The organism is Halorubrum sp. FL23, from assembly GCF_052439115.2.
GTDB lineage: Archaea > Halobacteriota > Halobacteria > Halobacteriales > Haloferacaceae > Halorubrum > Halorubrum persicum.
In genome coordinates, this window is sequence record NZ_JBQVRO020000012.1 from 62297 (window position 1) to 83010 (window position 20714).

Consider the following 20714-nt stretch of genomic DNA (forward strand, 5'->3'; position numbering starts at 1 on the left):
CAGTAAAACGAACGGCCAAACCGACCGGCACCGCACCCGCTTGCCGGGTCGCCCGACTCAGAGGCCGATCGCGTCGGCGTGCCGTTCGAGCAGGGCGTCGAACGTGGTGTCGTGGAGAGCGACGTCGTACTCGACCTGTGCGATCGGAACGTCGACCGACACCTGTCGCTCGAGACGGTGTGGCGTCCCGGCGAGCACGAGGTCACAGTCGGCGTTTCGGATCGTCCGCTCCAGGTCAGCGATCTGCGCGTCCGAGTACCCCATCGCGGGGAGGACGCGGTCGAGGTGCGGATACTCCGCCAGCGTGTCCGCAATGCTCCCGACGGCGGCGTCCGTGGGATCGATGCGCTCTCGCGCCCCGTACCGCTCGGCGGCGACGGCCGCCGCGCCGCGGCTCGCATCACCGTGGGTGAGCGTCGGTCCGTCCTCGATACACAGGACCGACGCCCCGGCGATGCGGTCCGGGTCCGCGACGCTCACGACGGAATCCGCGTGGGAGATCTCGGCGTCCGGGGCGACCGACCGGACGTTCTCGACGACGGTCTCGACCGCCTCGGCGGCGGCGCTGTTCTCCTTGTTGACGATCACGCGGTCGGCACGCCGGAGGTTGGCCTCGCCGGGGTGGTAGGCCACCTCGTCACCGGCCCGGAGCGGGTCCGCGAGCACGACGTGCAGGTCCGGACGGAGGAACGGGAGTTCGTTGTTTCCGCCGTCCCAGACGATGACATCGGCCTCGGACTGGGCGGCGTCGCGGACCGCCTCGTAGTCGACGCCGGCGAAGACGACGTGGCCCGCGTCGATGTGCTGTTCGTACTCCTCGCGTTCCTCGATGGTGACGCCGGCGGCGTCGAGGTCGTCGTGGCTGGCGAACCGCTGGACGCGGTTCGCGGCCAACTCCCCGTACGGCATCGGCTCGCGGACGATCCGGACCTCGTGGCCCCGGGCGTCGAGTGCGTCGGCGAACGCGCCGGCCGCCTGCGATTTGCCGCACCCGGTCCGGACGGCGTCGACGGCCAGCACCGGGACGGCTGTCGGGAGCATCATCTCGTCGGGGCCGACGATCCGGAAGTCGGCGCCCGCGGCCAGCGCCCGCGAGGCGAGGTGCATGACGTGCTCGTGGGCGACGTCGGAGTAGGAGAACACGACCTGGTCGACGTCGTGGTCCGCGACCAGCGTCTCGAGTCGGCGCTCGGGTTCGATGGGGATCCCGTCGGGATACCCCTCCCCGGCGAGTTCGCTCGGATAGCGTCGATCCGTCTCGTCCAGCTCACCCAGATTCTGCCCGGGCGCCTGCGTGAACCCGACGACATCGATCTCTTCGCGTCCGCGGAACACGGCGTTGAAGTCGTGGTAGTCTCGCCCGGCGGCGCCCACTATCAGGACTCGCATCTCGGCTGTGACTGGGACCGCCTCCGGAAAATGAGCCGGGCCTAATCGGTGCCGGCCCGCCGTCGACTCCGAGGCGGTCCAGTAGTGTTTCCGCAGCAGATAAAACAGATTAAACGACCCGGCGTGTTCGCACTCGGCACCGTCGATGATCTCGGAGCGAAGCCAACCTTTGCTGCCCTCGATCTGAGTTTCGAGGAGGAACCGGCTTCGGCGCCACAGTACGGCGAGTTTCGCCGGGACATCACCGTCACCAACAGAGGCGGCGACACCGTGGACGCTAACGAGATCGCCGTGTATCTCGATCGCGGGGATCAGCGCGTCACCGGGACACTCAACAGATCGCTACGGGCAGGTAAAACCGTTGCGCTCACAGTGGTCCACAATAACCAAGACGGCACCACGATTCCGGGTGACATCGAGTGTACCGTTGTCAACGTCGCGTGCCGACTCGCGGGTGACGGGGGTAACTACCCCGATGCTGACCGGATCCAACTGCAGATGATACACGAGCCGTCCGGGTCAATCCTCTACCGAGAACAGATCAGCATCTCCGGTGAGTACGGAATTTTCAACGGTGACCCGACTGACATCGAGATAACTGATGAGACGCTGACCTTCGCGTAGCGACTGGTCACGTGTACTGGTGCCAGTAATCGATCGACCGATATAGGACGAAAAGGATCGCGTTAAGCAACCCTGTCAACGCGACGAGGGTTCCGATCTGCGGACCGAGCGTCTCGAGGAGCCCCCCGGTGCCGCCGATCTCGCTCACGCCGTAGGTGAAGAACGCGGCAATGACACTCCAGATGAGTAGTATCGCGGCGATACGAGCGCCATCAGCCACGTAGGCGGCTACCGAGTGTACTGAGGGGATGGAGGGTGGTTGGGACACGATCCGATTTTCTGACAACTCCGTGTTAAATAACACGGTTTTCCCTCCGTTGTACTGGCTGCCGGTAGGGAGCAACCGCACCGGTTCCCACAGCTGCTCTCGACACGACGGCTCGGACCCGCCCAAAGTACCGTTACGCGCCGATCGAACGCGCGACGAGTCAAGCAACCCCTTCGATCGATCCGACCCCATTGTGAACCGGACGCGCCCGTCGAACCCCTTTCGTGAGAGCGTCGAAATCATACCTTCGCCGGCGCCGGCGTCGGCGATCCGTCGCGCATCATCTCGGTCTGCATGCAGCAGATGGGTGAGTAGTGTTCGTTCATCAAGGAGGTCGTACCGATCAAGTAAGTCGAGTGGATCGTCAGCGCCGCTCCCCGCCGCCATCGTCTCGGCTTCAGCAGAGTCGTACAGATGCGTATGAAGCCGCAAGTCAGGGTAGTCAGCCCGCAGCTCAGCGACACCCTCCCAGAGTCGCCGTGAACAGCCAGCTTCACCGCCCGGTGCGATACTCGCGGTGACACGCCCGTCGTAGGAGTTGTGATAGGTCTCGATGAACTGACGGGCAGCTGCGAGCTGGTCGCCTGCGGACGCGGGGTTGAGAAAGTCTGCGAGTTCCGGTCCGATCACGCCACGTAACCCAGACTCACCGATCGCCTCTGCCCCGAGTTCCGGAGTGAAATCCATCGCGTTGACCGTCGTGACGCCGTGCGTGAGTTGCCGTAGGCAGGCGAGCTGCCACGCCGCCTCAAAAAACGAGTCACCCAGGGTTGGTTCGGCAGTGTGGTACAACGCGAAGGCTTCTTTGAGTAACTCACCACCGCTGAGCTCACTGAAGAGGCCTTGGACGAGCGTGAAATCGGTGTGGCGGTGGGCGTCGATGAGGCCGGGAATCACGACCTTTCCGCTGGCATCAATCACGTGCTCCGCGGTAGAGTGTCGATCACGAGGCTCAGTTGCTGCGATCGACGAGATGGTTCCGTCAGTAACTCGAATAGAGCCGTTTGTCAGGAGTTGATTCTCTTGGTTCATCGTCACGACGACCGCATCGTGAATCAGGAGATCAGTCATCAGTCACCTCTCATTGGTCGAACAGTGATGGTAATTCGGGAGGGGGAGTCTCGGCGAGAGAATGCCAAGAGACACACAGCCGTCGGGGAAGGTGTCAGCATCGGCTCAGGTTGCCTGTGGCGACCACGTGTTCAGTCGGTAGAGCAGCCGGAGCACGTCCAGTACGATGGCGGCCCCGATCAGAACGCTGAGGTACGACGGCGGATTCGTCACGGATTCGAGTATGCCGACAATCAAGACGGCGATGCCGACACGGAGAACGGTGTTCCCCGCCATATTCTGAACGACAGGCTCCGGGACAGGCGCAGTCTCGTCGTAGCCCGCGAGGAGAAACGTCCACCCACGGACCTTGATCAGTGCACCAGCGATTGTCAGGACGCACCCGACTGCCAGCCATTCCAGTATGCCGGGAGACAGTTCGATCATCGTTCTCCACACTGGCTCGGAGTGATCTCGAAGGTGGTGATCGTGCCAAAGAGTCCAGTGGTTGAATCCTGTATCTCAAGGCCCGCCTCGGAGACGAGTTCGCGCGGTGCTTGCGTCCACCGACAGCCGGTCTTGCCGTAGTGAGCGTCGGCACGCCACTCTTGATACGTCGCAATTGGACCGATGTCGCTGCGTCCGTGTTCGACGAGGCGAATCGTGCCGTCCGGTTTGCAGACGCGCTCCATCTCGTGCAGTGCAGCGATGGGGTCGGGGAAGGTACACGTTGACAGTGCTGAAATCACCGCGTCGAAACTGTCGTCAGCGAATTCGAGGTCCTGTGCGTCCATCTCCTTGAGGGTCCCATCGATCCCTTGCTCGGTGAGCTGTTCCGCAGCGTTCTCCGGCATCGCTGGACTGATGTCGATCCCAACGAGGTCAACCGTCTCTGGGACGTGTCGGAAGTTCGTCCCGGTGCCACAGGCGACGTCCAGTACTCGTCCCTCGACATCACCGAATCGGGCCTGTCGATAGCGACCTAAGACGGCACGGTCGATCCATTCGAGTCGGTGCATACAGTCAGCGTATTCGGCGTACGAGTCCTTGATCTCCGAAACTGACATCGGTCGGTTTGACGCCGCGTCACCATCGTTTCGATTGTGATTGTGGTTGGAATTCATTTGCCTGAGTCTCTCAATCGTGGTCTTCGTTGTCGGTCGTCAGCTCACAGAACCGTTTGACGAACGTCTTCCGGTCGGGTCGGCCGGCGTCAGCCGCCACGAGCGTCCCCTCAATGTCTTCGCAGTTCTAGTGGCAGTACTCACGGTTGCAGGGGGTGCAGAGATACTCGAAGGGTTTGTCCTCGCGGGTCCAGCGATCGCCGTCGTTGTCATACTCCCGGGCGTCCTCGCGGTCGAGTGTTTCTGCTGCTGCATTCTCTACAGGGATCAGTTATTGGTGTAGGTCAGTAGGCACGCTGCCTCAGTCATGGTGTAGTTTATGGAACATAAGCCGTGGTTGTTTAACGCCGCGCATACCTAGTCCTTGTATGCGATATCTCACAGTGTTGGTCAAACCAGATGGAGGGACGGCATTCCATCCACTTGGGGAAGAACTTACAGAAGACCCGTCTATCAATCGGAGAGCAATTCATCATATCGAACTGCTCGATGATGATACTGTACTCCTATTTGCTGAGGCGAGCGGCAGTAAAGAACGATACAAACAGATCATGGAAGAGTCCCCGTATGTCATGAGTTATCTCACCGCCGGAGATGACCGGTGGATGGCTGTGAGTCAATTTGAACCGACGGAATCGGTTCGACGCTCCCTTGAACTACAACGGGAGTCGCTGCTGGTGATCGAGACTCCGATTCGCTTCACATCCGATAACCAGCTGAAAGTCACATACATCGGAACTGACGAAACATTCAGCAAACTGTACGACTATGCTGATGAAATGGATCAGCTCACGTTTGATGTTCTCAAAATGGGTGATTATACAGCCGACAACTCATCGTTCAACAGGATGATTACATCGAGACAAGAAGAAGTGCTTGAGGCAGCAGTTGATCTGGGGTATTATCGTGAGCCCCGTCAAGCGTCTCTCGAAGACATCGGCGAGGTTATTGGTATTTCTCCCGCAACGGTCGGTGAGCACCTTCGGAAAGCCGAAGAACGTGTGTTCACCGAACTCGTTCACTAACTCGCAGTTACTGTCACCGGCCGTGCCGACGATACTGCGGTGCGCCTCAAAAGTTTATAAGAAGCCACATCGGTGGGGCAGTTCGCATATCGAGGTTTGCCTCGTATTTCTATCCACACGATGTCAGTCACGAAATCACCAGCAACCGGTGGTATGGGCACAAACACTGATGCATCGTTACTCACCGATCACGACGTCGAATCCACCTACCGCGACATCAACGATTTACAATTACACGTCGTGGCTGCTGGTGACCCCGATGCACCGTTGGTCGTCCTCCTGCACGGCCATCCCGATTTCTGGTACGGGTGGCGCGATCAGATCCGCTCGCTCGTCGAGGCTGGCTTCCGTGTGGTGGTCCCTGACCAGCGGGGCTGTAATCTGAGCGACGCACCGAACGGGATTGATGCGTATCGGCAATCGGAACTGGTCGCTGACGTGTGCGAATTAATCCACAGTGAGGGGCGAGAGTCGGCCCACATCGTTGGGCACGACTTCGGTGGATTCGTCGCCTGGAACGCCGCACTCCGTCACCCCGCCATGGTCGATCGACTCGGGATATTCAACGTCCCACATCCGGCAGTGTATCGAGAAACGTTACGATCCAGTCCGCAGCAGATCGCACGGAGCTGGTACGTCTGGTTCTATCAGGTCCCGAAACTCCCCGAATGGATGTTGGCTCGAAATGATATGGCCAATATGGTAGATTCTCTCGAAATAACGTCCAACCCTGGAACGTTCGACGAGAACACGATTGCTTGTTATAAGGCAGCCTGGCGGCACACTGGGATCACACCGAGAATTAACTGGTATCGTGGGTTCCGTCGTTCGGACAGTCCACCACGCAACACAGTTACTCAGCCGACGCTGATTTGTTGGGGGGAGGACGACATCGCACTGCTCCCCTCGATGGCCGAAAAAAGCGTCACCTACTGTGAAGACGGCCGGCTACAAATGTTTCCTGACACGTCGCATTGGGTACATCATGAACGTGACGAAGTATCTGAAGCGCTCTGCCGTCATCTCTCGTAGAGGTCTGTTGAAATACATTCTTCAGACAGATTCTCACATGAAACAGTCGGTCAATGAGAACTGCGAACCTACCGTGGGTATTTACAGAAACGAACCATACGATGTGTATGCGCGGCCCCCTCCACGCCCTTTGGGACACACAACTCATTGGAGGATACCTACGGTTTCGAGTCGCCTTCATACTGGCATGGATACTGGCAGTAGGAAGTGCAGCAATTGCGATAGAAACTGGCGGAGTGATCGGTGTGGTCGCTCTTCTGCTTCCCGTTTTCGCGGCCCTCTTCACACTTTACGTGGGTATCCTTCTTCGATAACCTCGTGAGCTGTATTGACCGATCCGGTCCGATCGAATCCGAAGATAACTCAGTGGAAGACTCGCGCGCTGTATTCAGCAGTACTTCTGGCACCTACTCAACCTCTGTCAGTAAGGTCGTGACCGATACAGAGGATGTATGGAGCGGTCTCACTCGTACCGAGGCAATCCTCAGTGAAGACGCATGTCGGTGACCTATCACAGGTCGAGCAACGAGAGAGCCACTGAGCCGGACGGTTTAATTCACGCTCTTGGAGAGTTCGGCTCCAGCTTTGAACTTCACGTCGTCTGAGGCGTTTACGTCCGTAAAGTGGAGAAGTCGCCCTTGTGCAGACATAGTCACAGGCACATCAGCGGCAGCCGCCTCCTCTTGCTGGTCAGCATCTCTTCCCGGGCGCTTCCGAAGGATGATGTCTTCTCCTTCTGCTTCTGAGAGGACCCCTTCGGCAACCGCATCCGAAACTGTCCCATCGAACAGTCTCGCCCCTCGTCGCTCTCGGTCATCCGACAGGCGACGAGGCATCATGTCGCTGTACCCATCTCCATCCAAATCACCAGCGCCAACACCGATGACTGCTGTTGGTTCTCGCACCGCCACGAGCGTGAGTGAATCCTCGTAGAGGCTGCCGTCATCGATGACCCAGCCACCTGTGTAGATGTACTGGTCGGCGTTCTTACAGCGGCTCACGTACAACAGCGCGGGGAACAGCAACGGGCACTCTGGGGGCGCGACCATAATCGGGCACACCAGCGTCGAGGTGGTCGAACCCTCCCCGAGCTCAGACCCCCAGTCGTCGAAGTCTGCGGGGGCGGACGAGGACCCGTCTGCGCTGACCGCAAGCGAGGTCTTCTTATCTGTGGCCGTCGGTGGGTCGTTCACCGGATTGACTGTTACTCGTCCGTCAACGACGTGTGATTCGAGGTGGATGCCCGTGTCAACGGGTCCAGAGATGGCGGAGAGGAACGTGTCCGAGTTGTACAGCGAAGTGTCGTCAGACATGAGGCCTCTGTTTAGCGGGTTGTCACCTCCTCTCTTTTCGGCCTCGTAAAGCGGACTGGTTTCCCCACCTCCGTTTCTTGTCTCGACCTCGTCGTGCCCCCACGCGTAGAGCTTCTCCTCCTCGTCGGCTCGCCCTGTTACGTACTCGATGATGCGGCGCGGGGTGAGCTCGTCTCTGAGTGTCGCGTCACTTCCCGGGAGGCTGGCATCAGGCACGGTAATTGTGAATTGCTCGTTGATGACTGGCGCTCCAGCGAGGTACTCGTAGAGTGCGTCGATATCGACCTCCTTGTCGTCAGGCATCACCATGTCCCGGTCTTCCCCGAGAATGATTTCTCCGTCTGTATCCTTCAAGGATGATTCGAGTAGTTCGATGTCCCCTTCGACGATTCCTTGTATCTCTTGGAGGACCTCGGCAGCGCGGTCCCACTCTCCGTTCTCGACGTGGGCCGCCGCCTGCTGGGTCAGTTTCGCCCGTCCGTCGGCGTGTTCCCGTACGGTCACGCACACGTCGTCAGAGCAGCGTTCCAACGCGTTTTGAATGTCTCGGATGGTGTGGCCCATGTCTACGATACCCTCTCGGCCTTTGCGCGCGGAGCGTTTGCTGATGGAGTCTGCTGCGGCCTTTGTCTGGGAGAGTAGCTGGTTCTCTAGGTCCAATACCTCCGAGCGGGTTTCGACCCCGTCGGTGAGCCCGTCGCCATCTGAGTCGGCGTCGCCCGGGCCACGGATGGTTGACCTGTTGCTCCGACTGTTGTTGTAGCTGGCTCGGTCGGAATGAACCGTGTCCTCGTTGTAGTCAAAGCAGCAGGTGGCGGCGATGGATTGTGCTGTGACCCACGCTTCGAGTTCGACTTCTCCGGAGAGTGGTCCCGATTCAGCGGTTACGGTTGGGGTTAGTTTGTACACGGTGGCTCGATTCGTCGGTGAGGGGCCAGTGTATGCGCCGATGCCTGCGAACGGTGCTGCTGGCGATGCTCCCGTGTTCGTCACGGACGATGCCACTCGATTCAGACACCCACTCAGCCCACCAACCGCAACGATACCGCTCGCCGCCAGTAGCTTTCGGCGGCTAATGATAGCACGTGACACACGGTCTGCGTGACTGTCTCGTCCTCGTGAATTCATACTCGGATGATGGAGGAGAGGCATTATAATAAGTATTCGTATGATTGTGGAGAGAAAAATACCGGCGGCTGGCCGACTAGCGCTTTCTATACATCACAGCCTGACGGTACTCTCAATCTGCCAGCATAAGAACGGCTACGGGTGTCTCACCACAACCAATCTGCGACTGAATGGGCGGACCGTTATTGACGGGCCCTCACAACCCGACACACGCATGAAGATGTCCTCACCGATCGCCAGTTCGAACTCCTTCTGAAAGCATATTCGACACTTCCAGCACCGCACGACTTTGAAGCACGATTTGTCTGCTCTGTTGAATCCGCAGAAGGCGACGGGATAGCGTCGCTGTAAAGGGAGTAGCGAAGCGGAAGAATCGAATGTGACTAACCTACTCTCCCACTTCGTTACATGATTCGAATGCGTTCTCGAATTTGCTGAAGAGGTTCTGGTGGAAGTCGCCAATATATGGAAGTGGGTGGCGGTGATCTGAATCTGGGGCGTGCGCTAAGTAGTTGTCAGCGCTCCCAAGGTCACCTTTTGATGTGGCCTCAAAGTCCTGTTTCTGGAAGTACTGATGAACGTGCTCGGGTAAGGTCTCGATTTGTAACCGAGTCTGCTGGTCCGTCCGTGTGTCCCAGCAGTTGATCGATTGTGTTCACAGAACCAGATCCGCCCATCGAGGATATTGCTATTCGTCAGAGTCGCCCGACATCTTCGCCGCAGCCTCACGGTCCTTGAGAAGCTGCTCTTTGGACTGGCCAGTCGTTTCGACCAGTTTATCGACGGTTAGGATGTCCTTCAGGGCCATTTATTCACTTACTGATTCGCCGGTGGAACGATTATACCGTTCACACAGTCCGACGAGGAGTCGTTCCCTCTCACAGCAAGGGTAGCCACAAACAAGGAACTGGATAGAACTGGGAATGCAGTACAGTGTGGTGACACGAGAGAAATCGAGCAACGTGACTTCAGTAGGTGATCATAGATCCACTCCGTCGTTTGGATGCTTCGGTGGCGCAGCCGGTCACGGTCATCGTGAACGGCCTCGGCCTGTCCTGTCAGTGAACCGCCTCGGGGTCAAGCCCCGAGGCACTCGGCCTGCTCCGTCTGTAGAACCACGCGAACCAGTACCGGTATGGCCCCGTATGTCCGGTCTACATGACGCTTCTCAGCCACCGTCGATCACTGTGCAATAAGACTTGCATAGCTCAAAGTGGATTTTAATCGTTAGCCGATTTCTTTATTCATCAGTTCTCGTTTGCTCTTGCGGGCCAGTATTGCTATCGGCCTGTCACCCGCCTTCCCGAACCCCCACGTTTCTACCACTCTCCCCTTTTCATCGGTAATTCATCATCCCTGCTACAACCTTCTCGCTGTTTCACAGAAGATTCGGCCTGTTGACCGCCAGATGTTAATCTACTCTCCAAACTCTGTCAATAGTGAGAGAAGCGCCCGTTACTCCCGTCGGATAGTCACTCGCGCCAGAAGGCTTTGATCCGGTCGTCGAGATCGGTAAGGACGGCTGCGAGTACATCTCGCCAGTCGTCAGGATAGTCGGCATCCTCTCCGGGGGTCGACGAATCTGGGGGTTGGTGGAAGTGCTCGCGGTTGTTATGGTCATTCGGATGGCGGTCCCATCGGCATTCCCACGAAGTTCCGGATTGGTACTGCTCAGAATAGTGGATGCTGAAGTCGTCGGTCTCGAACCAGCGGATCCGGAGATACGCACGGGTGACGCCGCCTGGAAAGTATCCGAGATCGTAGTCAGCGACGACTGCGTTCGGCGCGTATTCCGGTCGTGTCTGGATGTCGTCGAACCGATCGCTACGAGCGAGGTGTGTAGCAATCCGGTCGAGAATTTCTGTATCGATGGGACCGCGACTGGGTGGGTCAGCCGTATCGTCAGGCATCGACTGGATCGGGCTTGCTACCAGCGACTGGGTTGTTTCGGCGTGCTGCGTCGAGGAGTGTAGCTCGTTGTTCGAATGACTCCCACTCAGAGAGCGCTTCCCAGGCTGCTTCGGTGGACAGATTCTGCTCCTGAGTCGCGTCGACGAGGGACACCTCGTCTGGGTGCGTTGCATCGAACTGCGCTCTGTAGTCCTCGATTTGCTTGAGCGTATCGTCGAGTGCGTCAACGATCTCTTGCTCAGAGTATTCCTCTCGGATCTGGTCGATGCGCCGCCACTGGAAGTACGCGTCGTTGCGCTCATAGCGGACCGGGCGACCGTTGTGCCGGTGAACCATCCCCATCTCGTCGAACCACTCTAAGTAGTCCCGTGCCGTTTCAGTGCCGCAATCGGCACGCCTAGCGATCGTCGAGACCTTCGTCGGCGTGCGAACTCCGACGACAACGTCGAGAAGCCGTTCTCGGATTGGTCCGTCCCTGAGCAGTGTGTCAGGCGATTCCAGTTCCTCGAGATTAAGTGTGGACTCCTCACCGTTGTATGCATCGTCGGGGATGTCTGTGGTATCCATGAGAGAGAGTCTCCGTACAGCAACCTACTGGACCTAACGATTTATATCTGTGGTTCACTAGATTATTTCTGCACTAACTGTGTTTAGGCAACTGACGATTCTGCGACTGCTCGCTCTATGCGTCGGAGAGTACACCTAGGTGGCTCTGTTGAAATCCTATTTTTCAGACAGATTTTTGCCTGAAACAGCCGGTCGATGAGAACTGCGTACTCAACAGAACTATCCGATGAGATTGCAAATCTATCGGCATGCATCCGTCACGATTGGTCGCTCTTTGCTTCATCACAGTAAGCGCGCTCCTCATAGCTCAGGTCGGGGTTATTGAAGGGGTTCAGTTCGCACCAAGTACGGTTTTTCAGCTAATTGGTGCGACATTCCTCTTGATTAGTGGCATATATGGATTCGCTCGATATGAAGAGAACCCAGTCGTGACCGAATACGGACCGATGGCATATTTGCTTCTTTTCGGATTTGGTCTCTGGGCTGTTGGTATACTATTTCGATTGCTTACTGTATAGTCTAAGTTGAGAGAATGGGCCTGAGATTGGAAGATATGGCCACAAGGCAGCAAGAATCAGCACTATGGTAAGTGGAAACAAAACGGACCTTCCGATATTTTGGGTATTCACCGTCCAACCCCCGAAGGATCAGAAGAGCAGTGACAGCAATACCGGTACCACCAACTGCTAACCCAACCACATCAGCCGCATCGATCAACAGTTCTTCTCCACTGCCGGCAAGAGAACCTGTAATCGTGACTGTCTGATTGAATTCTGAGAACAGGTAAATTCCGAGCATACAGATGATCGCCACTATGATCACCGTGATGATCGTACCTACTGGATCACTCTGCCCGCGGTTCGCCCACATATCATCAGGATCGGTAGAGAGTCTTTTGAGGTTTCCTGGGCCGCGCGCTCATACTGAATAGGTTCGTGACCGATATGTTACCATACATTTTTGTGCGCGGATGGTAATCTTGATTCTAGCGAATCGCATGACGGCGTCGACCCCCGTTCGGGAAGTGAATGAAATCTTTCGCGCGCAGCGGGAGATCTTTATAAAGAACCCGACGCTGTCTGTTGAATCTAGATCGTTCGGAAAACGAATGGGCGCTGCAGGATTTGAACCCGCGACAGCTTGGTCCGAAGCCAAGCACTCTATCCAGACTGAGCTAAGCGCCCGTACGACTCGCTACTTCGGTGAGGATGTTAAGTCCCGCGATTCGGAATCGGTATGGACCGGATGAAGTCGATGTCGGCGATCTCGGATCCACGGGCGATCAAAAAGAATATTATCGGGAGCCAGCATGGTTTCCCTAGTAGATGTGTCTTGGTCGCACGGCGTCACTGCCGAACGAGTGGCCCGAGTCGGTTCCGTCGTCGCTGAGGTACGCCCATGTATGACCTGAGGCCACACTTCGACGAGGAGGTTGAACCCGGGACGAACCTCCTTCTCACCGGACCGCCGCTCACCGGGAAGCGGTCGCTGATGATGGACCTGTTGGCAGCGGGGACCGAACGCGGCGACGGCGCGATCGTCGTCACCACGAAGGACGGTGCCGACCGCGTCCTGAAAGATTACCAGAAACGGACGCCGTACGAGGGGAAGCCGGTTGCCGTCGTCGACTGCGTCACCCGCCAGCAGGGCGTCAACGACGCTCGCGAGTCCGACCGGATCAAGTACGCCTCGTCGCCCGTGGACATGACGGGCATCGGGATCAAGCTCTCAGAGTTCCTGCAGGCGTTCGGCGATCGGGGGATCGAACAGAACCGCGTGATGGTCCACTCGCTGTCGACGCTGTTGATGTACTCTGACCTCCAGACGGTGTTCCGCTTTCTCCACGTGTTTACCGGACGGATCCAGAGCGTGAACGGGCTCGGGCTGTTCAGCATCGACTCGACCTCCCACGACGAGAAGGCGATGAACACCCTCAAACAGCTCTTCGACGGCGTCATCACCGTCCCCGAAGACGGCGAACCCGAGATCCGGCTGGCCTGAGGCCCGGAGAGAGGGTCAGGTATCGGACCGCTGGTACGGTGGGGTGTCAGTACCGAGGTTTCCGAATTCTTTACGCTTCGCGCTCGCGTACGCACACTCATGCCCCTCACCGACGACGAGAGCCTCGATGAACTGCTCGAGGCCGACACGATCGCCGTGGTCGGCTGTTCGACGACATCCGGGAAGGCCGCACACGACGTGCCGGCGTACCTCCAGCGCCACGGCTACCGCGTGATTCCGGTGAACCCCTTCGCAGACGAGGTGCTCGGGGAGCCGGCGTACGACGAGCTGGCCGCTGTCGAGGCCGACGTGGACATCGTGAACGTGTTTCGCCCGAGCGAGGAGGTGCCGGAGATACTCGACGCCGTACGCGAGCGACACGCGGAGCGCGGCGACGCGGGCGCCGCGTGGCTGCAGTTAGGGATCAGCCACGACGAGGCGGCCGCGGCGGCGGAGGCAGACGGGATCGACGTCGTCCAAGACCGCTGTATGAAGGTCGAACACGGGCGACTGCGCGGGTAACGGCGGCGCCGGGCGCCGCGCTACCCCTCCCATTCCTCGAAGGATCGGTACACGCCCTTCGAGAGGTATCGCTCCGAGGAGTCGGGGAACACGGTGGCGACCGTCTCGTAGGGGGCGTCGATCGCGCCGTCGCGGATCCCGCGAGCGACCCGCTTGGCCGCGATCGCGTTCGCGGCCGCGGAGGAGGCGACCAGCTGTCCCTCTTCGGCGGCGAGTCGACCCATCTCTTCGTGGACCTCGCGGTCGGGGATGGAGCGGATATCGTCGACGAGTTCCGGGTCGAACAGCTCGTTCCGCTCGATGTCGTGGGTGCCGATCCCCTCGGTCTTGTACTCCTCGTGTTCCACGTCCTGGCCGAGGAACTCGCGGTACGCGGAGCCGGCGGGCTCGACGGCGACGACGTGGGTGTCGGGGTGGCGGTCACGGAAGTAGCGAGCCATCCCCATCAGCGTCCCGCCCGTCCCGCAGCCGGCGACGACGGCGCCGACCTCGTCGTCGAGCGCGTCGCCGATCTCGGGGGCGGTGGTGGCGTAGTGCGCCTCGGCGTTGAGCGGGTTCGAGAACTGCTGGGGGACCACGGCGTCGTCGAGCTCGTCGGCGATCTCGTGGGCGCGGTCGATGGCGAACCCCATCCCGTCCTCGCTCGGAGTGTTGACAACCCCGGCGCCGAGCGCGCGCATCAGCTGCTGTTTCTCCACGGAGAACCGCTCGGGGACGACGAACACCGCGTTCAGCCCCAGCTGGTTCGCCGCGACGGCCAGCCCGATCCCGGTGTTGCCGGCGGTCGGCTCGACCACGGTGCCCTCCGCTCCCACGTCGCCGCGTTCCAGCATGCGTTCGAGCATGTACTTCCCGATGCGGTCCTTGATGCTCGCACCGGGGTTGAACGACTCCAGCTTCGCGTACACCGGTACCTCGTCCGGGGAGTCGTGCACCCGGACGAGCGGCGTCTCCCCGATCGTCTCCAACACCGACGACAGGGGCTCCCGATGGGTCGTCATATTCCCGCAATCGTTGCCGGCCCTTTTGCGTGTTTCCATGAGCGGCAGGGCGGCCTCCGCCCCCCGACTTCGGCGGGCGTCGCCGCGGTCCGGGGGTCCGGTGCGGGCGATCACCGGTGTGACAAAAACGGATCGGACCGCGGACGTGAGCGAGTGACGGGGATCGAACAAACTTATGCCCCTCGTCCGGTTCCGAAGAGGTATGAGCGAGACCGATGCGCAGGCCGACGTGACGGTCGTCCTTCCGGACGGATCAGAGCTGGACGTTCCGGCGGGGGCGACAGTCGAAGACGTGGCCTTCGAGATCGGCCCCGGGCTCGGTCGCGACACGGTCGCGGGGAAGATCGACGGCGAACTCGTCGAAAAGCACGCCGAAGTCCACGACTGCGCGCGGATCGAGATCGTCACGGACCAGTCCGACGAGTACCTGACGGTGTTGCGCCACTCCGCGGCTCACGTCTTCGCACAGGCGCTCCAGCGGCTCTACCCGCAGGCGACCCTCACGATCGGTCCCCCGACCGACGACGGCTTCTACTACGACGTGACCGACGTGGACCTCGACGAGGGCGACCTCGACGCCATCGAAGACGAGATGGACGACATCATCGAGGCCGACTACGACATCGAGCGCGAGGTCCGGTCCCGCGAGGAGGCCAAGGAGATCTACGCCGACAACGAGTACAAACAGCAGATCCTCGACGAGGAGGCCGACGACGAGGAGGTCACCTTCTACGTGCAGGACGGCTGGCGAGACCTCTGTCAGGGCCCCCACGTCGAGTCGACCGGCGAGGTCGGCGCCGCGACCCTGTTGGAGGTCTCGGCCGCCTACTGGCGCGGCGACGAGGACAACGACACGCTCACGCGCGTGTACGGGACGGCGTTCGCCTCGGAGTCCGACCTCGAAGAGCACCTGGAACTGCGCGAGGAGGCGTTAGAGCGCGACCACCGGAAGATCGGGCAGGAGATGAACCTCTTCTCGATCCCGACGGTGACCGGTCCCGGCCTCCCGCTGTACCACCCGCCGGGGAAGACCGTGCTCCGCGAGCTGTCCGACTTCGCGAACGAGCTCAACCGCGACCACGGCTACGAGGAGGTCGAGACGCCCCACGTGTTCCGGACCGAGCTGTGGAAGAAATCCGGGCACTACGAGAACTACAAGGACGATATGTTCCTCCTCGACGTGAACGACGAGGAGTACGGGCTCAAGCCGATGAACTGCCCGGGCCACGCGACGATCTTCGACCAGCAGTCGTGGTCGTACCGGGACCTCCCGCAGCGCTACTTCGAGAACGGGAAGGTGTACCGGAAAGAGCAGCGCGGCGAGCTCTCGGGGCTCTCTCGCGTCTGGTCGTTCACCATCGACGACGGCCATCTGTTCGTCCGCCCCGACCAGATCCGACAGGAGATCGAGTCGGTGATCGAGATGATCTTCGAGGTCGTCGAGACGCTCGACCTCGACGTGGAGGTCGCGCTGGCGACCCGTCCCGAGAAGTCCGTCGGCGGCGACGAGATCTGGGAGTCCGCGGAGGAACAGCTCCGCGACGTGCTCGAATCCGGCGGCTACGACTACGACGTCGAGCCCGGCGACGGCGCCTTCTACGGCCCGAAGATCGACTTCGGCTTCGAGGACGCGCTGGGGCGCGTCTGGGACGGGCCGACGGTCCAGCTCGACTTCAACATGCCCGACCGGTTCGATCTGACCTACACGGGCGAGGACAACGAGGACCACCAGCCGGTGATGATCCACCGCGCGCTGTACGGGAGCTACGAGCGCTTCTTCATGGTGCTCATCGAGCACTTCGACGGCGACTTCCCGCTGTGGCTCGCGCCCGAGCAGGTCCGCATCCTCCCCGTCTCCGACGAGACGCTCGGCTACGCGCACCGCGTGAAAAACGAGCTGGAGGACGCCGGCTTCCGCGTCGAGGTCGAGGACCGCGACTGGACGGTCGGCCGCAAGATCCGGGCGGGCCACGACGACCGCCTCCCGTACATGGTCATCGTCGGCGACGACGAGCAGGAGGCGGGGACCGTCTCGGTCCGCGACCGCTTCGAGAACCAGCGCGGCGACGTCGACCTCGACGCGTTCGTCGATCACCTCGCCGACGAGCGCGACGCGAAGCGGACGGAGCCGGACTTCGTCGACGAGAGCTAACCCGTCCGACTCACCGACCGGCGGGTTCCGTCGTGTTTTTGGCGCTCCTCTGGATACCCCCCTCCATGGGTGACACATCCGTGCTGACCGAGCGCGAGAACGACGTACCGGACGTGGGCGAGCTGACGCCGCCGGACCGGACGCTGATGGGGCCGGGGCCGAGCGACGTCCATCCCCGCGTGTTGAAGGCCATGAGCACGCCGCTGGTCGGCCACCTCGATCCCTCGTTCGTCGAGATCATGAACGAGGTTCAGGAACTGCTGCGCTACACGTTCCGGACCGACAACCAGTGGACGATCCCGGTGTCGGGGACGGGGTCGGCGTCGATGGAGGCGGCCGTCGGCAACCTCGTCGAGCCGGGCGACACGATGTTGGTCCCCACGAACGGCTACTTCGGCGGGCGGATGAAGTCGATGGCGGAGCGCGCGGGCGGCGAGGTCGTCGAGATCGACGCCCCGTGGGGCGAACCCCTCGATCCCGTCGACGTTGAGCGCGCGTTCGACGAGCACCAGCCGGACGTGTTCGGCTTCGTCCACGCCGAGACCTCGACCGGGGTCCTCCAGCCGAACGTCCCCGAACTGACCGATATCGCCCACGACCACGACGCGTTCGTGATCGCCGACTCCGTCACCTCGCTCGGCGGCGTCGAGCTGCGGGTCGACGAGTGGGACATCGACGTGGCCTACTCGGGCCCGCAGAAGTGCCTCTCGTGTCCGCCCGGCGCGAGCCCGCTCACCCTCAACGACCGCGCGATGGACAAGGTGCTCGACCGGGACGAACAGCCCCGGTCGTGGTACCTCGACCTCTCGCTGTTGGAGGGGTACTGGGGCGAGGACCGCGCGTACCACCACACCGCGCCGATCACGAACGTGTACGCGCTCCGCGAGGCGCTTCGGCTCGTCGCCGAGGAGGGGATCGAAGCGCGGTGGGCGCGCCATCGAGAGGTCGCCGGCGATCTGAAGGCGGGCCTGCAGGAGTTAGGCCTCGAGATGAACGCTCCCGACGAGTACTGGCTTCCGAGCCTGAACGCGGTGCGGGTGCCCGACGGGATCGACGACGGCGCCGTCATCGACCACCTCATTGCAGAGTACGACCTGGAGATCGCGTCCGGACTGGGCGACCTCGAGGGCGACATCTGGCGGATCGGCTGCATGGGCTACTCCGCCCGCCCGAAGAACGTCGAGTACGTCCTCGCGGCGCTGGAGGACGCGCTGGCGGAGCAAGGGTTCTGAGCGGTTCGGGTCACAGAGGGGCCGCGGTGGGTCCGAACTGCCGACCACCGACCACGACTGCCGCCCGACCACGACTGCCGCCTCGTCCACCGCGCGCCGAGAGATTTATCAGTGAGCGTCTCTCTCCTCGCTAAGGGTATGAACGATCTACGAACCGGACTGAGCTACGGCGACGTGCTGCTCGTCCCGCAGCGGTCGCCGGTCGACAGCCGGAGCGAGGTGGACCTCTCGACCCGGCTCACGCCGGGCGTCGAACTGGAGACGCCGCTGGTCTCGGCGGCGATGGACACCGTCACCGAGGCGGAACTGGCGATCGAACTCTCTCGTGCCGGCGGCCTCGGCGTGCTCCACCGCTTCCTTACCGCCGACGAGCAGGCGGCGCAGGTCGAAGACGTGGCCGCTGCGGGCGAGCAGGTGGGCGCCGCGGTCGGCATCGACGAAGACTACGTGGCCCGGAGCGCGAAACTGGTCGCCGCGGGCGTGGACGCCCTCGTCGTCGACGTCGCGCACGGGCACATGGACCGGACCGTCGCCGCGGTCGAGCGCCTCGACGACGAGTTCCCGGAGACGGACCAGATCGCCGGGAACGTCGCCACGCCCGCCGGCGTCGAGGACCTCGCGGCGGCCGGCGCCGACTGCGTGAAGGTCGGGATCGGTCCGGGCTCCCACTGCACCACGCGGAAGGTCGCCGGCGCCGGCGTCCCACAGCTGACCGCGGTCGACGACTGCGCGACGGCGGCGGAGGAGCTTGACGTGACGATCTGCGCCGACGGCGGGATCCGCACCTCCGGCGACGCGGTGAAGGCGCTGATGGCGGGCGCCGACACCGTCATGCTCGGAAGCCTCTTCGCCGGGACGGAGGAGGCGCCTGGTGCGGTCGTCGAGGTCGACGGGACGCGGTACAAGCGCTCGCGCGGGATGGCGACGACCGCCGCCGCGGAGGAGCGCGACGACAAGGGAGCCGACGTGGGCGCCGACGAGGGCGTCGAGGCGCTGACGCCGTACAAGGGCCCGGTCGCGACGGTCGCAGGGGAGTTCTGTCAGGGGATCCGCTCGGGGCTCTCGTACTGCGGCGGGCACACGATCGAGCAGGCCCGCGACCGAGCCGAGTTCATCCGGGTCGCGCCCGGGGCGAAGGAACGCGAGGGGTTCCACACCGACGACGACTGGGAGGGGATCAGCGTGGACAGCGAGACGAAGCGAGTCGCGGACTCGACCGGCGGGTCGGCCGCCGAGAGCGACGACTGAGGTGTCGAGTGGATAACTGCGGGGATGTGAATGTGAGGCGCCCCCACGGATAGCTTTTCACGCCCGACGGACACCATCGGTGCATGACCGATGCCTTCGGACGCGCGGTCCGCGATCACCACCGCGGCGACCGGACCGACCCGCTCAGGCAGGGCGACGGCGAGGAGACGCGCGAGCATCCGATCGAGGCGTTCTACTTCGACGCGTTCGACCCCGAGAGCGACGCCGGATCGTGGTTAGCGTCGCGGCTCGAGGGGCCGGTCGTCGACCTCGGTGCCGGGGCGGGTCGCCACGCGCTGTGGGCGCAAGAGCGGTTCGAGACGGTCGCCGTCGAGACCAGCCCGGCGCTCGTGGAGACGATGCGCGACCGCGGCGTCGAGGACGCTCGCGAAGGCGACATGTTCGCCCTCCGAGACGCGTTCGAGCGCGACCGGTTCGCGTCGGCGCTCGCGATCGGCACGCAGATCGGACTGGCCGGGTCGATGGGCGGGCTCTCGGCGTTTCTCGGTGATCTCGCGTTCGTGACGACGCCCGACGCGACCGCCGTGGTCGACTGTTACGATCCGTCACACCCCGAGGCGACGGCGCTCCTCGGATACCGCGGGGATCCGACGCCCGGGCTCGCGCACCGCGTCATGTGGTTCTCGTACGCCGGCACGACCGACCCGACGCTCCACTTCAGGCTGTTCTCCCCGGACCGGCTCCGCGAAGCGGCGCTCGGAACGAGGTGGGAGGTCGACGCGATCGATCGCAGCGGGACCGGGGACGGACCGCATTACCGGGCCGCGCTGCGAAAGCGGTAGGCGGGCCTCGGCGTGCTATTGTGGGGAGCTCCCCCTCCGTCGGAGTTATGAGGCGGCCGAGCGGACGAACGGGTATGGGCGACCCGGCCTGCGACCGTCGATTCTGTTCGGAATGCGACCTCGCGGTCTCTCGCGCCGACGAGGTCTGCCCGGAGTGCGGCGCGCGGCTCGAGGACGCCGAGGGGTGAGGGCGGGCGCTCGCCGCCACGCTCCGCGAGCGCGTGCGCCGTCGCGTCGTCGAGAGTCGACATGCAGGCACCGTCGTCGGCAGACTGCATAAAGGACTCACGCCGCGGTGCACGACGAGCTCATTCGGCGACCCGC

At 61.8% G+C, this 20714-nt stretch carries 19 protein-coding genes and 1 tRNA gene; 10 read left to right on the top strand and 10 right to left on the bottom strand.

The features are described 5' to 3' along the window. Positions 1 to 57: 57 nt before the first annotated feature. On the bottom strand, positions 58 to 1389 hold the full coding sequence (locus ACT4MF_RS14385; RefSeq protein ID WP_444683117.1) for a GTPase: 1332 nt from the start codon (positions 1387 to 1389) through the stop codon (positions 58 to 60). 84 nt (positions 1390 to 1473) lie between these two features. On the opposite strand from ACT4MF_RS14385, the gene ACT4MF_RS14390 reads away from it, so the two are divergent. Continuing rightward, positions 1474 to 2013, top strand: a complete 540-nt coding sequence (locus ACT4MF_RS14390) for a type IV pilin (protein ID WP_444683118.1) — start codon at positions 1474 to 1476, stop codon at positions 2011 to 2013. Between the two features lie 7 nt (positions 2014 to 2020). On the opposite strand, the gene ACT4MF_RS14395 is transcribed toward ACT4MF_RS14390, so the two are convergent. From ACT4MF_RS14395 to ACT4MF_RS14405, 3 genes are all read right to left on the bottom strand, one after another. Further along, positions 2021 to 3352: an amidohydrolase family protein gene (locus tag ACT4MF_RS14395; protein WP_444683119.1), complete on the bottom strand. Its 1332-nt coding sequence runs from the start codon at positions 3350 to 3352 to the stop codon at positions 2021 to 2023. A 105-nt stretch (positions 3353 to 3457) separates the two neighbouring features. Beyond that, the gene (locus ACT4MF_RS14400) at positions 3458 to 3778 is read right to left on the bottom strand and encodes a DUF3784 domain-containing protein (RefSeq protein WP_099255641.1); all 321 of its coding nucleotides are present in this window, start codon (positions 3776 to 3778) and stop codon (positions 3458 to 3460) included. After that, entirely contained in the window at positions 3775 to 4398 is a 624-nt protein-coding gene (locus ACT4MF_RS14405) for a class I SAM-dependent methyltransferase (protein ID WP_444683120.1), read from the bottom strand. The genes ACT4MF_RS14400 and ACT4MF_RS14405 overlap by 4 nt, the downstream gene beginning before the upstream one ends. 76 nt (positions 4399 to 4474) lie before the next feature. Between ACT4MF_RS14405 and ACT4MF_RS14410 the strand changes: the two genes are divergently transcribed. The 3 genes from ACT4MF_RS14410 to ACT4MF_RS14420 all read left to right on the top strand — a co-directional run bounded on the left by ACT4MF_RS14410 (position 4475) and on the right by ACT4MF_RS14420 (position 6512). After that, on the top strand, positions 4475 to 4738 hold the full coding sequence (locus ACT4MF_RS14410) for a hypothetical protein (RefSeq protein ID WP_180271794.1): 264 nt from the start codon (positions 4475 to 4477) through the stop codon (positions 4736 to 4738). A gap of 85 nt (positions 4739 to 4823) precedes the next feature. After that, complete coding sequence (locus ACT4MF_RS14415) at positions 4824 to 5480, top strand: helix-turn-helix domain-containing protein (RefSeq protein ID WP_099255643.1); 657 nt, start codon at positions 4824 to 4826, stop codon at positions 5478 to 5480. A 120-nt stretch (positions 5481 to 5600) separates the two neighbouring features. Then, the gene (locus ACT4MF_RS14420; RefSeq protein WP_180271795.1) at positions 5601 to 6512 is read left to right on the top strand and encodes an alpha/beta fold hydrolase; all 912 of its coding nucleotides are present in this window, start codon (positions 5601 to 5603) and stop codon (positions 6510 to 6512) included. 551 nt (positions 6513 to 7063) lie between these two features. Here ACT4MF_RS14420 and ACT4MF_RS14425 read toward each other — a convergent pair. From ACT4MF_RS14425 to ACT4MF_RS14445, 5 genes are all read right to left on the bottom strand, one after another. Next, the gene (locus ACT4MF_RS14425) at positions 7064 to 8734 is read right to left on the bottom strand and encodes a hypothetical protein (protein ID WP_512053301.1); all 1671 of its coding nucleotides are present in this window, start codon (positions 8732 to 8734) and stop codon (positions 7064 to 7066) included. A 1691-nt stretch (positions 8735 to 10425) separates the two neighbouring features. Continuing rightward, entirely contained in the window at positions 10426 to 10863 is a 438-nt protein-coding gene (locus tag ACT4MF_RS14430; RefSeq protein ID WP_444683122.1) for a toxin-antitoxin system TumE family protein, read from the bottom strand. Next, positions 10856 to 11431, bottom strand: coding sequence for a DUF7342 family protein (locus ACT4MF_RS14435; RefSeq protein ID WP_444683123.1), 576 nt, complete (start codon positions 11429 to 11431; stop codon positions 10856 to 10858). Before ACT4MF_RS14435 ends, ACT4MF_RS14430 begins: the two co-directional genes overlap by 8 nt. Before the next feature lie 519 nt (positions 11432 to 11950). Next, entirely contained in the window at positions 11951 to 12301 is a 351-nt protein-coding gene (locus ACT4MF_RS14440) for a hypothetical protein (protein WP_444683124.1), read from the bottom strand. Between the two features lie 239 nt (positions 12302 to 12540). Beyond that, positions 12541 to 12615: transfer RNA gene (locus tag ACT4MF_RS14445), tRNA-Arg, on the bottom strand. A 214-nt stretch (positions 12616 to 12829) separates the two neighbouring features. Here ACT4MF_RS14445 and ACT4MF_RS14450 point away from each other — a divergent pair. Beyond that, positions 12830 to 13432: an RAD55 family ATPase gene (locus ACT4MF_RS14450; RefSeq protein WP_444683125.1), complete on the top strand. Its 603-nt coding sequence runs from the start codon at positions 12830 to 12832 to the stop codon at positions 13430 to 13432. A 99-nt stretch (positions 13433 to 13531) separates the two neighbouring features. Further along, positions 13532 to 13954, top strand: coding sequence for a CoA-binding protein (locus ACT4MF_RS14455; protein ID WP_444683126.1), 423 nt, complete (start codon positions 13532 to 13534; stop codon positions 13952 to 13954). A 20-nt stretch (positions 13955 to 13974) separates the two neighbouring features. Here ACT4MF_RS14455 and ACT4MF_RS14460 read toward each other — a convergent pair whose 3' ends face one another. After that, positions 13975 to 14955, bottom strand: coding sequence for a PLP-dependent cysteine synthase family protein (locus ACT4MF_RS14460; RefSeq protein ID WP_444683127.1), 981 nt, complete (start codon positions 14953 to 14955; stop codon positions 13975 to 13977). Positions 14956 to 15130: 175 nt separating this feature from the next. Here ACT4MF_RS14460 and thrS point away from each other — a divergent pair, with 175 nt between their 5' ends. From thrS to ACT4MF_RS14480, 4 genes are all read left to right on the top strand, one after another. Continuing rightward, positions 15131 to 17107 carry a threonine--tRNA ligase gene (thrS, locus tag ACT4MF_RS14465; RefSeq protein WP_444683128.1) on the top strand — a complete coding sequence of 659 codons (1977 nt, stop codon included), beginning with the start codon at positions 15131 to 15133 and terminating at the stop codon, positions 17105 to 17107. A gap of 65 nt (positions 17108 to 17172) precedes the next feature. Further along, the gene (locus ACT4MF_RS14470; RefSeq protein WP_444683129.1) at positions 17173 to 18339 is read left to right on the top strand and encodes a pyridoxal-phosphate-dependent aminotransferase family protein; all 1167 of its coding nucleotides are present in this window, start codon (positions 17173 to 17175) and stop codon (positions 18337 to 18339) included. A 138-nt stretch (positions 18340 to 18477) separates the two neighbouring features. After that, positions 18478 to 19587, top strand: coding sequence for a guanosine monophosphate reductase (locus ACT4MF_RS14475; protein ID WP_444683130.1), 1110 nt, complete (start codon positions 18478 to 18480; stop codon positions 19585 to 19587). A gap of 83 nt (positions 19588 to 19670) precedes the next feature. Then, a complete protein-coding gene (locus tag ACT4MF_RS14480; RefSeq protein WP_444683131.1) occupies positions 19671 to 20390 on the top strand; it encodes a class I SAM-dependent methyltransferase in 720 nt (239 codons plus the stop codon). The last annotated feature ends 324 nt before the right edge of the window (positions 20391 to 20714 follow it).